Here is a 16,007-nt window from a genome sequence, read left to right as displayed (position 1 = left end):
CGCGGGCGGCCGGGTGGCCGACATAATGAAAGCCTTCCGCACTTTCCTCGGCCCCTGCAACATGCTCTCCTACCTGGTGATGATGGCCCCGCGGCTGATCGAGCTGCGGCGCGTGCTCAAGAGCACCGGCAGCCTTTATTTGCACTGCGACCCTGTGGCGAGTCACTATCTGAAGATGCTCATGGATGCTGTATTCGGGCCAGATAATTTCGGTAATGAGATCATCTGGAAAAGAACAAACGCCAAAGGCTTGGCTTTTACTCGTTTCGCCAGAAACCATGATGTGATTTTAAGGTACTCCAAAACATCAAAAGCGACTTGGAATCCAAGTTATACACAACACGATCCTGATTATCTTTCCAAATTTTATCGATATAAAGAACCGATAACCGGAAGACGTTATCGATTGGATAATCTTGCAAACCCAAATAAGAACAGACCAAACCTTACTTATGAGTTCCTTGGAGTAACACGAGTCTGGAGATGGACGAAAGAAAGGATGAATGAAGCATTTGAGAAAGGGCTAATTGTTCAAAACAAACCTGGAGGTGTTCCTGCCTTAAAACGGTATCTCGATGAACAGGAAGGCACACCTGTTGGAGATGTATGGACGGACATTCTCCCGGTCCAAGCACAGGCCGCAGAGCGTCTCGGCTACCCCACGCAAAAACCGGAAGCCCTTCTGGAGCGCATCATACAGGCCAGTTGCCCGGAGGGCGGGCTGGTCCTCGACCCGTTCTGCGGCTGCGGCACCACCGTGGCCGCGGCGCAGCGCCTGGGCCGCGCCTGGATCGGCATTGACATCACCCACCTGGCTATCACCCTGATGAAAGCCCGGCTGAACGACGCTTTCGGCGAGGCCGTAAAATACAAGGTGGTGGGCGAGCCGGTCAGCGTTCCGGACGCCGAGGCCCTGGCCACCAGCGACCCCTACCAGTTCCAGTGGTGGGCATTGGGTCTGGTGGATGCGCGTCCCGTGGAGCAGAAAAAGGGCGCGGACAAGGGCATAGACGGGAAGATCGTGTTCCGGGGCGGACGGAGAGGGCAGTTCGACACGGTGGTGATCTCGGTCAAGGCCGGGCACACCGGCGCAGCCCACGTGCGCGACCTGCGCGGGGTGGTGGAGCGCGAGGGGGCGGCCCTCGGCGTGCTGATCAGCATGCAGGAGCACACCGCGCCGATGCGCCAGGAGGCGGTCACCGCCGGGTTCTTCGAGTCCGAGGTCTGGGGCCGCAAATACCCGAAGATACAGCTTTTCACCGTGGCCGAGCTTCTGGCCGGGGCGCAGATCGACATGCCACCGCTGCGCCAGGTGGGGGCCACGTTCAAAAAAGCGCCGCGCGCCGCTGGTGCTCCGCAGGGGCAAAACAGGGAACTGGATTTGTGATGAACAGCCGGGCGGCCACGGGCCTGCCCCTTTTGCCGGGGGGATCGAAGGGGATTTGCGACACACCCCGTCGGCTTGTCCCGGTGAAATCGGGACTGCGCCGCCACCCCTCTTGGATAGAGGGGAATTCAAGGCCCTTCACTCGTGCATGTGAGCGTTGAAAGTGGTTTTTTGTCTTAAATCCCCCTAAAAAGAGGGGTGTCCCGCTGAAAGCGGGACGGGGTGTGTAACGGAGGGGCACGGCATGCCGTGCCCCGATTTTTACGGGGGAGAAAGAATGTCGATCCTGCAAGCCGTTCTGCTGGGCCTGGTCCAGGGCCTGACCGAGTTCCTGCCCGTGTCCAGCTCGGGCCACCTGGTGCTGGGCGAGGCCCTGCTCGGGGTGAAAAGCCAGGGCATCCTGTTCGAGGTGGTGCTGCACCTGGCCACCGCGGCCGCAGTGCTGCTGGCCTACCGTCGGCGCGTGGGGCTGATAGTCAAGGCTTTCCTTTCCCTGGTCAAGAAACCGGCCCTGCCGCTCGACCCGGCCGAGCGCAGCGAGAACCTGCGCCTGGGCTGGTTCGTCATCCTGGGCACCATTCCAGCCGGGGTGATCGGCGTGGCGTTCAAGGACTGGTTTGAGGCGGCGTTCAGCGCGCCGCGCACGGTGAGCTGGCTGCTCCTCGTCACCGGCGCGATCCTGATGCTGTCGCGTTTCGCCCCCAAGGCGGTGCGGCCCATCGGCTGGGTCTCGGCCCTGGGGGTGGGCCTGGCCCAGGCCGTGGCGATCCTGCCCGGGGTGAGCCGCTCGGGCAGCACGATCACGGCCGGGCTTCTTCTGGGCCTGGGACCGGGCCGCAGCGCCGAGTTCTCGTTCCTTCTGGCCCTGCCCGCGATCCTGGGCGCCGGGGTGATCGAGGGCGCGGGCGTGTTCAGCCACCCCTACGCCCTGGAGGGGGTGAGCCGCCTGGCCCTGTTCTGCGGGGCGTTCAGCGCTTTCATCAGCGGGGTTGCGGCGATCTATTTCCTGCTGAAAATTCTCAGCCGGGGACGCTTCGACCGCTTTGCCTGGTATGTCTGGGCCGTAGGCGCGGCAGGGCTGCTGTATTTCTAAATCCCTGGCCGCCAGCGGTTTGATATTTTTTTCCCGTCAGGACTTGACTTTTTTCCCGGCCGCAATTCATACTTAAGTGGAAGTTCGATCCCCATCACTGCCCGAACGGTGAGATAAAATTCTCACAGGAGGCCGCCCTCAGGCGCCGACGCCGTCAACCCCGGCAAAGCAGTATGGCAGCACGTAACAGGCAGTCGCAGTTAAGGTCCGCGGGTTGAGAGATTTCCCGGTGTGCGCCGCAAGTGGCGGAGTCATCCACGCCAGGTTCAGGGGCACCAGTTGATGGGGATTCTTTTTGTCCCCACTCCGGTTTCGGCCTTTTTTCCCGCCCTTGGGCAATAATTACCCACCAGCTCGTTTTTATTTTTCTGCACCAGGCATTATTTTCTGACGTAAAGAGCGCCGCCACCGGCTTTCCGTCTGTCTGCTCCCGTTTCACCCCGCATGGCACAAACCTTGCCCCCTTCGACCGCGACAGTCCGCGTCCAGCCTGCCCGGCCGTCTACCCGGCCCCGCGACGGACGGACTAAAAAGATATAATGAATGGGAAGCCGTCAAGGGGAACACCAGCATGATAAAAGGCCTCTACCGCTCGGCAGCCGGGATGATCCCCCTGCCCTACAATCAGGACCTGGTCGCCAACAACCTGGCCAACAACAACACCGCCGGGTACAAGCAGGACCGCATGTTCATCCGCGACCTGGTGGAGGCCGACCTGTACCTGAACGAGAACGGCCTGGCCGCCACTGGCAAGACGCCGGAAGAGGTGAAAATCAACCCGCCGGCGTTCCGCGCCAGCGTGGGCGACGCCAGCCGGGTGATCGAGTACGCCACCGATTTCCGCCAGGGTCGCATGGACATCACCGGCAACGACTACAACCTGGGTGTCGACGGCAACGGTTTCTTCGCCGTGCAGACCCCGGACGGCGTGCAGTACACGCGCAACGGCCAGTTCGCGGTGGGCCAGAACGGCAACCTGGTCACAGCCGAGGGCTTCAACGTGCTGGGCGCCGGCGGCGCGCCGATCAACGTGCAGGGCGGCAAGCTGGAGGTGCAGAATAACGGCGCGGTGTACGTGAACAACGAGCAGCGCGGCACCCTGAACGTGGTGGATTTCCCCAAGCCCTACCGCCTGACCAAGACCGCCGACAGCCGTTTCGTGCCCCAGGCCGGCGGCGGGGCGGCCGTGCCGGCGCAGAATTTCAGCGTGCGGCAGGGTATGCTCGAAATGTCGAACGCCAATCCCATCGACCAGCTGGTGCGGATGATCGAGGTCGAGCGCATGTTCGAGTTCGGCCAGCGCGCCATTCGACTGCAGGATGAGTCTCTGCAGCAGGCGGTCTCGCAGGTGGGCAAGGTCTGAGCCGCCGGACTGACGGACACGGTATGAAGGGCAATGCGGACTGAACCGCCCCGCTGGCGCGGGGCGCAAAAACAGGAGCCAAAAAGATGATCAGAGCGTTGCGCACCTCGGCTTCCGGGATGAAAGCCCAGGAAACGCGGGTCGACGTGATCGCCAACAACCTGGCCAACGTCAACACCGCCGGGTTCAAGAAAACCCAGGCCCAGTTTCAGGACCTTCTGTACCAAACCCTCCGTCCGGCGGGCGTGAGTGAGTTCCAGGGCCAGTACGTGCCGGGCGAGATGCAGGTGGGCCACGGAGTGAAGCTGGCCTCCACGCAGAAAATTTTCACCCAGGGCACCATGCAGGCCACCGAGAACGACCTGGACGTGGGCATCATCGGCGACGGGTTCTTCCAGATACTGCGGCCGGACGGATCGATGGCCTATACCCGGGACGGGAACTTCGAGATCAGCCAGGACGGTATCCTGGTCAACAGTGACGGGCTGCCGTTGCAACCGCAGCTCACCATCCCGCAGAACGCGACCAAGATCAACATCGGCCAGGACGGCACGGTGGACGTGCTGCTGCCCAACCAGGTCCAGCCGGCCAACATCGGCCGGGTCGAGCTGGCCCGCTTCATCAACCCGGCCGGCCTGCGCGCCATCGGCAACAACCTGTTCGTCGAGACCGTGGCTTCCAACACCCCCCTGCTCGGCAACCCGAGCGAGGACGAGTTCGGCCGCCTGCAGCAGGGCTACCTGGAATTATCGAACGTCAACACGGTCGACGAACTGGTCGACCTCATCACCGCCCAGCGGGTCTACGAGCTCAACTCCCGCGGCATCTCCGTGGCCGACAACATGATGCAGACCGCGGCCAGCATCGGGCGGTAAGACCGACTTAAGCCTGACGCAGTACTGATTTCGGAGGTAAACGCAATGAACAGAACGATCGGCCTGCTCCTGACCCTCGGCCTTCTGGGCGCGGGCTTTCTCGCGGCCCAGGACAGCACCTCGGCGGACAATCTCGAACGGGTCTATGTCTACATCAAGGACCAGGCCCGCACGCCCAGGGACCAGATGCGCCTGGGCGACGTGGCCAGCGTGCAGGGTTTCGACGAGGCTCTGGTGGCCCAGGTGAACGACCTGCCCTTGGGGCCCGCCCCCCTGCCCGGCAACGACATCCTGCTCGACCGCGAGAGCATCCGCCGCAGCCTGGCGGCGCACCGGATCGACCCTGTGCGGGTCTCTTTCAGCGGCTCGGACGCCGTGCGGGTCAGCCGCTCGGGACGCAAGATCACGGGCGCGGAGATGGCAGGCCTGATCCAGGACTACGTGCATCGCTCCTGGCAGGGGCTGGCCGACAGCACCGCTGTGACCTATTCCAACCTGCCGGATGAGATCGTGGTGGAGGAGGGAAACAGCCAGCTCCAGGTGCTCGACCAGATACGCGGACGGGTCTCGGGAGCGGCGGCGGTCTCGCTGGCCGTAATCGAGGACGGGCGGGTCGTCCGGCGCGTACCTGTCTCCATCCGGGCGCAGGCTTTCGGCACCGTGGCCGTGGCCATCCGCGACCTGCACCAGGGCGAGTTCCTCCAGCCCGGCGACATCCAGCTCGCCACGCGTGAGATCAGCGACCAGCGCTCCGAGGCGGTGTCGAGCCTGGAGCAGGCCGCCGGAATGCGCCTGCGCCGCAACGTGCGCCAGGACCAGCCGCTGACCGTGGACGCCCTGGAGAACCCGCCCGTGGTGGACCGCGGCGATGAGGTGACGCTGATCGTACAGTACAAGAACATCCGCATCGGCTGCCCGGGCAAGGCCTGGGAGAGCGGCGGACGCGGTGACAAGATTCTTGTCCGCAACCATTACGGCCGCAACATGACCGGACGGGTGGTGGACTCGCGCACAGTGCTGATAACCGATGAGAGGATGGGTGACAGATGAGAACCCAGCAGAGTACCCGGAAAAACGTTCCCCCGCGCAGCGGCGCCGAGGGTCTGCCCCGGATGGCCGCGACCCTGATGCTCCTGATGCTGGCCCTGGGCCTGAGCGCGGCGCGTCTGGCCGCCCAGATGGAGTTCCGCTCGGATGTGGCCAGCCTGTTCACCGATGACCGCCTGTACAAGAAGGGCGACGTGTTGACGATCATCATCGACGAGCGCGTGCAGGGCGTGAACAACGCCCGTTTCCGCAGCCAGCGTGGGACTTCGACCTCGGCCAATTTCGGGGCCGGAGCGACCAAGGTTTTCGGCATGCTCAACCCGTTCAGCGGCTCGGTCGCGTCGCAGAACGATTTCGACTCCCGCGTCCAGAACAACAAAACCAGCACGTTCACGGCCGAAATCGCGGCCCGGGTGGTCAAAACCGATGACCTGGGCAACCTGTACCTGGAGGGCTCCAAGGTGGTGAACATGCCGGACGAGAACCGGGTGATCGCCATCAGCGGCATCGCCCGCAGCCAGGACGTCACGGCGCAGAACACGATCAACTCCTCGCAGATCGCCGACCTGCAGGTGACCCTAAAGGGCAAGGGCGAGGCCGAGGAAATGCGCCGCCCCACTATTTTCAACCGTATCCTGGGTTGGTTCTTCTGAGTTAGGCCGCACCCTGAGGATGGGAGAAACAATGGTTTCCGGTTCCCGGCATAGAATCGCAACCCGCGGCATCCTGGCCGCCCTGGCGCTGGCCGTCCTGTCCACCGCACCGGTCTCGGCGGCGCGGATCAAGGACATCGCGCACCTCCAGGGCACGCGGGTCGAGCAGCTTATCGGCTACGGCCTGGTGGTGGGGCTGAACGGCACGGGCGACGGGCGCACGGTGTTCACCAACCGCTCCACGGCCAGCCTTCTGAGCAAGTTCGGCATCGATATCCAGGCCGGCGAGATCAACACGGCCAACGTGGCGGCGGTGATGGTGACCGCCGACCTTTCGACTTTTGACAAACCCGGCAGCCGGATCGACGTGACCGTGAGCTCGCTGGGCGAGTCCAGCAGCCTGCAGGGCGGCACCCTGCTGCGCACCCAGCTCTTCGGGCTGGACGGCAAGACCATGTACGGCGTGGCCCAGGGCCCGGTCTCAATCGGCGGGTTCAACGTGGGCAACGCGGGCGGCGGCGGCGCCGGAGCGCAGATCCAGCGCAACCATCCGGTGGTGGGGCGCGTGCCCCGCGGGGCCATGGTGCTCAGCCAGATCGAGGCCGGCTTCATCGACAACTGGCGCCTGATGCTCACCCTGGAGAACAGTGATTTCACCAGCGTCGAGCGCGTGGACAAGGCCGTGGACGACCGTTTCGGCTCCAACATCGGCCTGCCCATCGACGGGCTTTCGGTCTACGTAACCATTCCTGAGGAATACCGCGACCCCGGCCGCGTGATCGAGTTCATCTCCACGCTCGAAAACCTGGAGGTCAACCCGGACGTGGCGGCCAAGGTGGTGATCAACGAGCGCACCGGCACCATCGCCATCGGCGAAAGCGTCACCGTGATGCCGGTCCAGATCGCCCACGGCAGCCTGACCATCACTATCGGTACCGGGGCCTCGGTCAGTCAGCCCACCACCCCGCTGGGCGGCGGCGCCACCGCGATCACGCCCACGGCGCAGGTCGGGGCCGAGGAGCAGGTGCACAAGTTCATCGAGATCGGCGGCACGGCCGGCGACCTGGTGACCGCGCTCAATATCATGCAGGTGACTCCGCGGGACATAATCGCAATTTTCCAGGCCCTGAAGCAGTCCGGGGCGCTGAATGCCGAACTGGTGATAATGTAGGACGGGCCGTGAGCGTGGAACAGATCGGGTTGCCGGATATCGGGACACAGAGCATCCAGGAGCGCCTGCTTCAGCAGCGGGTCGAGCGGGCCAAAAGCGCCGCCACCAGCGGGAGCAAGGGCGACGACGCGCAGCTGAAAAAGGTCAGCCAGGACATGGAGGCCATTTTCCTGCGCATCCTGCTCGACTCGATGCAGAAAACCGTCCCGGAAGACAGCCTTATGGGCGGAGATTCCAGCGGCATGGAGACCTGGCGCACGATGTTCAACGAGAAGATCGCCGACACGATGAGCAGCCGCAGCCCGGTGGGCCTGGCCGACATGATCTACCGTCAGCTCGTGCGCGAGCGCGACGGCAAGGTCCCGCCGTCTGAAACCGGAAAGAGCGCGGAGGGACAGGGAAGTTCCTCCGCCCCGGTCGTTCCGGCCGCAGATGCCGCCGCTGAGACCCCGGCAGGGACAAAAGCCAAAAGCACGTCGTCGGAAAAACTGGGCGGGCTCAGCACGCTGATCCAGCAGGCGGCCGAGCGCAACGGGCTCGACCCGGCGCTCGTCTCGGCGGTGATCCTCCAGGAATCGGGTGGCGACCCCGGGGCGGTCAGCCCGGCCGGGGCGCAGGGCCTGATGCAGCTGATGCCCTCGACCGCGGACAGCCTGGGGGTGAGCGACCCGCTGGACCCGCGGCAGAACCTGGAGGCCGGCGCGCGCTACCTGCGGCAGATGCTCGAGCGCTTCGGAGGGGATGAAAAGCTGGCCCTGGCCGCCTACAACGCCGGTCCCGGCGCGGTGGAGCGCTACAGCGGCGTGCCCCCCTACCGTGAGACCCGCAACTATGTCAAGAACGTACTGTCCCTGCGGGGACGGTTCAGCACAACGTCGGAGGTCTGAGCATGCTCACCCGTACTGACAGCCTGGTGGTCGAAACACTGTACGGGGAACTCCTGGCGGTGCTGGGCAGCCTGGCCTTACAGATGGATGAGTTGTATGCCGCCCTGCGCGACCAGCAGCGGGCCGTGGTAAGCCGCGACCTGCAGGGCCTGGGCGCGGCGGTGCACGGGCAGGGCCGTCTGGTGCGCCTCATACACGAACTGGAGGAAAAGAGGCGCGAACTCTGCCGCCGGATCAGCGGGTTGAGCGATCCGCCCCCGGTGAGCAAGCTGGCCGAGGGTTTCGGCGAGCCGGGGCGCACTCAGCTCAAGGAGGCCGCCCGGCGCGTGCGCGAGAGCGCGGGCCGCGTGGAGAGCCTCAAGAGCCAGAACTCATTCCTGCTGGAGAGAGCGCGCTCGCTGGTGAGCGGTCAGCTCCAGCTGATGCTGGAACTGACACGGATCAACCGGAATGTCTACGAGGAAAGCGGCAAGAAAAGCCGTAAGGCGAACTTGGTGAAAGTCTTCGACAAGAAAATCTGAGGGCTGCTCCCGGCCGAGCCGGGAACGAGGGTGCGGATGCCGACGATCAACAATGCGATGTATATCGGCCTGAGCGGGCTCAAAGCCAGCCAGATGGGCCTGAACGTGGCCGGCCAGAACATCGCCAACGTGAACACCGAGGGCTACACCCGGCAGAAGATCGTCCTGGAAGCCAACCGTCCCATCATCATCAACAAGGGCGTGTTCGGCACCGGGGTGAACCTGGCCGAGGTGTCGCGCACGCGGGACGCGTTCATCGACCGCCAGTTCCGCAACGAGAACGCCCTGCAGGGCGACCTGGACAAGCAGGCCCAGTCGCTTGAGCTGATCGAGGGCGTGATCAACGAGCCCTCCGACACCGGTCTGAGCAACGCGATCAAGAATTTTTTCAACAGCCTCCAGGACCTGTCCACCAACCCGGAAAGCAGCTCGGTGCGGACAACGGTGCGCGAACAGGGGCGGGCCCTGGCCCGGATGTTCAACCAGGTTCACTCGCAGCTCGACAAGATAAAAGACAATAAAAACTTCGAGATCATCGACGATGTGGCCGAGGTCAACTCGATCCTCGAGCGTGTCGCCTCCCTGAACGTTGAAATCGGCAAGACCGAGGCCCTGGGCCGTCAGGCCAACGACCTGCGCGACAGCCGCGACCTCCTGCTCGACAAGCTCTCGGGCCTGGTGGACATGACCACCTCCGAGGACCCGAACAACGGCTCGGTGGTCGTATCGATCAACGGCCAGGCCTTTGTGGTCCAGAGCGAGGTGCTCAAGCTCAAGACCGAGGCGGAAAATATCAACGGGACCGAAAAGGTGCGTGTCCTCAATCCGACCAACAACGTCGAGATGAAGTTCAGCTCGGGCGAGCTGAACGGCCTGATCGAGGTGCGCGACCGCATCGTGCCCGAACTTCAGGGCAAGCTCGACGAGCTGGCCAAATCGATCATCGACAATGTCAACACCATCCACCGCAAGGGTTACGGCCTTCAGGGCAGCCGTGAGACCCCGCCGACCGGGATCAACTTTTTCGACGGGGATGACGCGGCCTCGATCCAGCTCAGCTTCGACATCGAGAACGACCCGGGCAACATCGCCGCCTCTTCCAACGGCGAGCCGGGCGACAACAGCAACTCCCTGGCCATAGCCCAACTGCGCAACACCCGCGTGCTGAACAACAACACCTTCACCTTCGAGGATTACCTCGGGGGCATGATCAGCACGTTCGGCCTGGAGACAGTCAGCGTCAAGGAGCGTCTGGACAACCAGGAAAAACTTACCGAGCACCTGCAAAACACCCGCGAATCGCTCTCCGGGGTCAACCTGGACGAGGAGCTGACCAACCTGGTCGTGTTCCAGAAAGCGTTCGGGGCCAACGCGCGGATACTCACCACGGTCAATGAGATGATGGATATAGTGATCAACCTCGGAAAGTATTGATAATCCCCAGCGGGGAGTAAAGGAGGCGCAAGGCTGGACAGGCCGGGGAAAACCGGCCGGGAACCGACAACGGACTAAATGCCGATCCTCTCATATCAAGGATGATACATGCTTATTCTGACAAGGAAGTTGGGAGAGAGCATCGCGATCGGTGATGACATCCGGGTGACGCTGATTGAGATCCAGGGCCGACAGGTCAAGATCGGGGTCGCGGCGCCCAAGGATGTCCCGATACACCGTCTCGAGATTTACGAGAAGATACAGAGCGAGAACCTGAGGGCCAGCCTGGCCTCGGATTTTGATCTCGACCGTCTGGCGCAGTTTATGCACGCCGGAATCGAACGCAGCTCAACGGGTTCACACGCAGACTGAAACACAGATTCAGGGCGGATGACATGAGTTTCCGGGTGACACAGAACCTGCTGAACAACACGATAATGAACAACCTGAACCGCAGCGTCGAAAAGCTGATGGACATTCAGTCCAAGCTTTCGAGCGGCAAGCGGCTGTCCAGCCCGTCCGACGACCCGGTGGGGACCGCCTCGGCCATCCGTCTGCGCGCCGGTCTGTCCGAAACCCAGCAGTTACTGCGCAACATCGACCAGGGCGAGACCCAGCTCAACACGACCGACAACGTGCTCAACGACATGAACAAAATCCTGCTGCGCGCCCAGGAGCTGGCGATCGGCCAGGCCAACGTCACCGCCGACTCCAACACGCGGGCCGCGGTCTCAAAGGAAATCAACGCCCTGCTCAACCAGTTCGTCGACCTGCTCAACACTCGTATCGGAAACCGCTACATCTTTGCCGGCAACCGGACCCTGGACACGCCTTTCCTCCAGACCGACAACGGGGTGAGCTACACCGGCGACTCGGGCGAGATGGAGATCGAGATCGAAAGCGGCACCACGCTGAGCACCAACATTCCGGGATCGCTCCTGCTGCCCACCGCGGTGGACAACCTGGGCGGGCACGCCAACCTGAACGCCTATGTCGAGCGCTCGATCCCCCTGGAGTACCGCAACCTGACCGAGATGAACAACGGTTCCGGCGTGGACCAGGGGTTCATCAAGATCAGCACCCGGGGCGGCCAGGTCTCCACCGTTGACCTGCGCGATGTCAAGACCCTGGGCGATGCGGCTTACAAGATCAACAGCGCCATGGACAAGAACGGGCGCAGGCTCGCCATCAGCGCCCAGTTGGACGAGACTACGCAAACCCTGATCATCAAGGACACCACCTCGCCCAACGATTTCGAGCCGGGGGCCAGCCTCAAGATCGAGGAATACGGGGTCGGCCAGGTGGCCCTTCAGCTCGGGATCATGGGCGAGGACACGGACGGCGACGGGACGATCAACGGCCGGGACCTCAACCCCCTCGACCTGACCACCAACCTGGAAAACCTTCACCTGGGCGCCGGCGTGGAACTCGGCCGGATCAAGCTGATCGACCGGGCCGGCAACACCTCCGTTATCGACCTGTCGCAGGCCGAGACCCTGGCGGATGTCCGCCAGCTTATCAACCAGTCCGGCACCAACCTGCGCGCCGAAATCAACACCGGCGGCAACGGCATGCTGATCCAGGACGGCAGCCCGGTGGGAAGCCGCGGCCCGATCCGGATCGAGGAAAGCGGCGAGGGCACCCACACCGCCCGCGACCTGGGGATACTCACCCCGGCCGGGGGCGTGTTCGAGAGCAAATTCATCGGCGAGGCGCTCGACCCGCAGATCACCACGGACACTCCCCTGTCGCTGCTCAACCGCGGCCAGGGGCTGAACCTGGATAATATCGTGGTGGAGAACGGACCGCGCAAAGGCTTGGTTGACCTGACCCGCGTCTCCACCGTGGGCGGCCTGATCAAGACCCTGAACGAATCCGGACTCGACCTGAAAGCCCGGATCAACGACCTGGGCACCGGTGTGGAGGTGACCAGCCTCGTGGGCGGACGCACCCTGAAAATCTCGGACGGCCAGGGTAATTTCAGCGCCAACCTGCTGGGCATCGAGGGCAGCCGGGACGTGCTGGTCGACCCGGTCTCCCCGCTGGGTGACAGCACCGACCTGCTGGCGGCCATCGAAGGCGAGACGCGGCTCAAGGACCTGAACAGCGGCGAGGGCGTCTCGCGCGGCCTCATCCGTATCACCGACTCGCTGGGCAACTCGATCAACATCGACATCGGCCACGTCAACTCGATTCAGGGCGTGATCAACCTGATCAACAGCCACGGCGCACAGGGCGATAAATCGGTCAACGTGATGGCGCGCATCTCGGACGACCAGCGCAGCCTGACCCTGATCGACATGAACACCGCCAACACTGCGATCAGCCAGGTGACCGCAAACGGCAACCTTACGGCCGATTTCAGCGATCTAAAGGTCGGCCAGGCCATGGTGGTGAACGCTTTCAGCTCCGGCAACGGAGGCAACCTTTACGCCCGTAGCGCCGATCTGGTCACCAAGCCGCTCGATGGAGAAACTGTCCTGAGCGGAGTGATCGAGACCGTGAACAAGGACAAAGGCGAAATCTTCATGCGCACTCAACAGGGTGAGCTGCGCAAGGTGGTCTCGCTCCAGCCGGTGCAGAACCTTTTCAGCGGGCAATCCATCTACATGGTGGGCAGCGAGCTGGTGACCGGTGAATTCCAGGCCCGCTCGCTCGACCTGGTCACCGACGCCGGCGCGGAGGAGCAGCAGATCAGCGGGGTGATCGAATCGATCGACAGCAACAACAACCAGGTCAGCTTCCGCCTGACGGACGGCAGCCTGAAGACCGTGGGTTTCATCACCCAGCACGGCCTGCTCAAGGTCGAGGACATCGCAGGCGGCAGCGCGGCCAAAAACCTGGGGATAAACGGCATAAGCGTGGTCGGCAGCGACCGGATCGTCGGCCGCTCCCTCGACCCGGTGATCCGCGAGACCACCAAGCTGAGCCTTCTGCAGGGCGGCACTTTCGTCCCGGGCAAGATCAGTATCGCCAATGGCGACCAGACCGCCGTGATCGACCTGAGCAACGCCGAAACCGTGGGCGATGTCCTGACCCTGCTCAACTCCTCGCTGGTGAACGTGGTGGCCTCGGTCAACAAGTCCGGGACCGGGATCACTATCGAGAGCCGGGTCAAAGGCACCACCCTGACCGTGAAGAATATCGCCCTGACCAACCCGGACGGCACCAACCGGACCAACCAGGACGGGACAACGGTGTTCGACACCACCGCCAAGCTGATGGGAATCGACGGTTCGGCCGATATCCTGGGCAACCTGTACTACCTGCGTAACGCCCTGGACACGAACAGCCAGGAGGATATCCAGAAGACCCTGACCACTTTCACCGAGGCCCTGAGCCGCATCCTGAACCAGCGCACCACCACCGGCGCGCGCTCGAACCAGATGAGCACCACCAGCGACCGCGGACAGGATACGAGCCTGCGCAACACGGAAATCCTCTCCGGGATCGAGGACCTGGACGTTGTCGAGGCGGTCAGCCAGCTGGCCGCCCAGGAGAACGCCTACAACGCGGCCCTGGCCGCCGCGGGACGAATTATTCTGCCGTCGCTGCTCGACTACCTGTAGAGCCTGGCGGCATCGCAAGGGAAAACTAACCGTAATAACTTGTCTCATACATGGAGGGTGCCTTGAAAATCAACACTACCAGATTCGGGACCCTGACGGTCGACGAGAAGGAGATCATCTTCTTCCCGGAAGGCCTGCTCGGGTTCGCCAACTGCAAGAAGTTTTTCATCTACAACAACCAGAAGAACCTGCCGTTCTTCTGGCTGCACTCGGCGGAGGACCCCAAGCTGGCCTTCGTCATCTGCGACCCGCAGCTTTTCTTCCCGGACTACAAAGTCCCGGTGCGTAAAGAGGAGCTGTCGGTCCTGGCGGCCCGGGACCAGTCCCGGCTCATAACCTGCGTCATCATCTCGATAGTGCGGGAGCCGTTCAGCATGACCGCCAACCTGCAGGGTCCGCTGGTGATCAACACCGAGAACTACCTGGGCAAGCAGATCGTGCTGATGGACGGGTCGTATACCACCCGTCACCCGATAGTGCTGAAAAACCGTCAGCGCCTGATGGCCGCCGGTGCACCCACGCCGGTGTTCCGCCCGGCCGAGATGGCCCTGGGTAACGCTCTGGTCGTCTCCTGATCCCCTCCGGGGAAAGGATCGGCGCCCGGGTGCGAACGAGCCAGGGCAGGCGTTCAGGCGGGGCCGGCACCCTCCAGGCCTGATACTGTCCGGGCACATCGTTCAGCGGGTGAATGATCCGATAGTCAAAGCCGCCCCTCACCGGGCGGCTTTCGTTTGGGTACGGTTGCGGCGCGGATGGCTGTTGACAGTCGATATGTTCGGAGTTAAGCTATGCCGGACGACAAACCGACAGGAAACCTCATGCGTAAAGTGGAGTTTTTCAGGCACAACCTCGGACGGCGCGAAAAGCGCGATGTCTGCCGCGCCCTGGACGGCCTGTTCCTGACCACCGGCAAGCTGGTCGAGCAGTTCGAGGAGCAACTCGCCGCCTATCTGGGAGCGCCTTACACCGTGGGCGTGACCAGCTGCACCGGGGCGATGCACCTGGCATTGCTCGCCTCCGGGGTGGGCCCCGGCGATGAGGTGATCACCACGCCGATGACCTTCTCCGCCACGGCCCTGGCCGTGATCATGGCCGGGGCGACACCGGTGTTCGTGGATGTGGAGCCGGGCACCGGCAACATGGACGCCGGCCGGGTCGAGGCGGCGCTCACCGGGCGCACCAAAGCCCTCCTGCCGGTGCACCTGTACGGCCAGATGTGTGACATGCGCGCCCTGCGCGCCATCGCCGACCGCCACAACCTGGCCCTGATCGAGGACGCCGCCCACGCCCTGGAGGCCTCGCGGGATGGGGTCCGCGTGGGAGAGCTGGGAGATTTCGCCTGCTTCTCGTTCTACCCCACCAAGAGTATCACCTGCGGCGAGGGCGGAGCCGTGTCCGTGCACGACGCCGAAACGGCCGATCTTCTCAAGTCCCTGCGCCACCACGGTATGGACCACACCGCCAGCGAGCGCTACGGCAAGGATGACGTGGCCTACCAGATCACGCGCCTGGGCTGGAAATACAACATGGACAACCTTCAGGCCGCCCTGCTGCCCGGCCAGCTCGAGCGCGCCGGACGGTTCCTCGCGCGCCGCACCCGTCTGGCCGGACTTTACCGGAAAAAGCTGTCCGGCGTGCCCGGGATCACTTTCATGGACTGGCTGCCCGGCTGCGTGCACAGCCACCACGTGTTCACCCTGCTGGCGCCCGCGGACAAGCGCGCCCGGCTCCTGGCCGGCCTCAAGGAACGCGGCATCGGGGTCTCGATCAACTACATCCCCGTGCACCTGCAGAAATTCTTCCGCGACACCTACGGATTCAAGCCCGGCGATTTCCCGGTGGCCGAGGCCATCGGGGCGAGCACCTTAACCCTGCCGCTGTACCCCAAGCTCCGCAACGACGAGTTGGACTACGTAGTCCGCTCGGTCAAGGACCTGGCCCTGGCCCTGCGCTTCGACAGGCTCGCCTGATTCCAGTGGCTCGCCTGATTCCAACGGCCCACCTGAT

At 63.4% G+C, this 16,007-nt stretch carries 14 protein-coding genes and 1 pseudogene; all 15 read left to right on the top strand.

Annotated features, from left to right (window positions below; genetic code table 11):
• Window positions 1-61: 61 nt before the first annotated feature.
• The 15 genes and pseudogenes from LLH00_02265 (at window position 62) to LLH00_02195 (ending at window position 15,970) form a co-directional block, all read left to right on the top strand.
• Window positions 62-802 (top strand): annotated as a pseudogene (locus tag LLH00_02265) (site-specific DNA-methyltransferase).
• Between the two features lie 24 nt (window positions 803-826).
• The gene (locus LLH00_02260) at window positions 827-1,387 is read left to right on the top strand and encodes a restriction endonuclease (GenBank protein ID MCE5270090.1); all 561 of its coding nucleotides are present in this window, start codon (window positions 827-829) and stop codon (window positions 1,385-1,387) included.
• Window positions 1,388-1,664: 277 nt separating this feature from the next.
• Window positions 1,665-2,480 carry an undecaprenyl-diphosphate phosphatase gene (locus LLH00_02255; protein MCE5270089.1) on the top strand — a complete coding sequence of 272 codons (816 nt, stop codon included), beginning with the start codon at window positions 1,665-1,667 and terminating at the stop codon, window positions 2,478-2,480.
• Window positions 2,481-3,051: 571 nt separating this feature from the next.
• Complete coding sequence (gene flgF / locus LLH00_02250; GenBank protein ID MCE5270088.1) at window positions 3,052-3,843, top strand: flagellar basal-body rod protein FlgF; 792 nt, start codon at window positions 3,052-3,054, stop codon at window positions 3,841-3,843.
• 86 nt (window positions 3,844-3,929) lie between these two features.
• Window positions 3,930-4,718, top strand: a complete 789-nt coding sequence (gene flgG / locus LLH00_02245) for a flagellar basal-body rod protein FlgG (GenBank protein MCE5270087.1) — start codon at window positions 3,930-3,932, stop codon at window positions 4,716-4,718.
• A 45-nt stretch (window positions 4,719-4,763) separates the two neighbouring features.
• The gene (gene flgA, locus LLH00_02240; GenBank protein MCE5270086.1) at window positions 4,764-5,768 is read left to right on the top strand and encodes a flagellar basal body P-ring formation chaperone FlgA; all 1,005 of its coding nucleotides are present in this window, start codon (window positions 4,764-4,766) and stop codon (window positions 5,766-5,768) included.
• Window positions 5,765-6,418 carry a flagellar basal body L-ring protein FlgH gene (locus tag LLH00_02235; GenBank protein MCE5270085.1) on the top strand — a complete coding sequence of 218 codons (654 nt, stop codon included), beginning with the start codon at window positions 5,765-5,767 and terminating at the stop codon, window positions 6,416-6,418. The genes flgA and LLH00_02235 overlap by 4 nt, the downstream gene beginning before the upstream one ends.
• A 31-nt stretch (window positions 6,419-6,449) precedes the next feature.
• Complete coding sequence (locus tag LLH00_02230; protein MCE5270084.1) at window positions 6,450-7,589, top strand: flagellar basal body P-ring protein FlgI; 1,140 nt, start codon at window positions 6,450-6,452, stop codon at window positions 7,587-7,589.
• Window positions 7,590-7,597: 8 nt separating this feature from the next.
• The gene (locus tag LLH00_02225; protein MCE5270083.1) at window positions 7,598-8,476 is read left to right on the top strand and encodes a transglycosylase SLT domain-containing protein; all 879 of its coding nucleotides are present in this window, start codon (window positions 7,598-7,600) and stop codon (window positions 8,474-8,476) included.
• Window positions 8,477-8,478: 2 nt separating this feature from the next.
• On the top strand, window positions 8,479-8,997 hold the full coding sequence (locus LLH00_02220) for a flagellar protein FlgN (protein ID MCE5270082.1): 519 nt from the start codon (window positions 8,479-8,481) through the stop codon (window positions 8,995-8,997).
• A 36-nt stretch (window positions 8,998-9,033) separates the two neighbouring features.
• Complete coding sequence (flgK, locus tag LLH00_02215; protein MCE5270081.1) at window positions 9,034-10,431, top strand: flagellar hook-associated protein FlgK; 1,398 nt, start codon at window positions 9,034-9,036, stop codon at window positions 10,429-10,431.
• Between the two features lie 108 nt (window positions 10,432-10,539).
• On the top strand, window positions 10,540-10,803 hold the full coding sequence (gene csrA, locus LLH00_02210) for a carbon storage regulator CsrA (GenBank protein ID MCE5270080.1): 264 nt from the start codon (window positions 10,540-10,542) through the stop codon (window positions 10,801-10,803).
• Window positions 10,804-10,826: 23 nt separating this feature from the next.
• Window positions 10,827-14,000 (top strand): flagellar hook-associated protein FlgL, encoded by a 3,174-nt coding sequence (gene flgL / locus LLH00_02205; protein ID MCE5270079.1) that lies wholly within the window; start codon window positions 10,827-10,829, stop codon window positions 13,998-14,000.
• Between the two features lie 62 nt (window positions 14,001-14,062).
• Window positions 14,063-14,575 carry a flagellar assembly protein FliW gene (locus LLH00_02200; protein MCE5270078.1) on the top strand — a complete coding sequence of 171 codons (513 nt, stop codon included), beginning with the start codon at window positions 14,063-14,065 and terminating at the stop codon, window positions 14,573-14,575.
• 243 nt (window positions 14,576-14,818) lie between these two features.
• On the top strand, window positions 14,819-15,970 hold the full coding sequence (locus tag LLH00_02195; protein ID MCE5270077.1) for a DegT/DnrJ/EryC1/StrS family aminotransferase: 1,152 nt from the start codon (window positions 14,819-14,821) through the stop codon (window positions 15,968-15,970).
• Window positions 15,971-16,007 lie beyond the last annotated feature (37 nt).

Source organism: bacterium (genome assembly GCA_021372515.1).
Classification (GTDB): Bacteria; Gemmatimonadota; Glassbacteria; order GWA2-58-10; family GWA2-58-10; genus JAJFUG01.
This window is presented reverse-complemented; position numbering and strand designations above follow the sequence as displayed.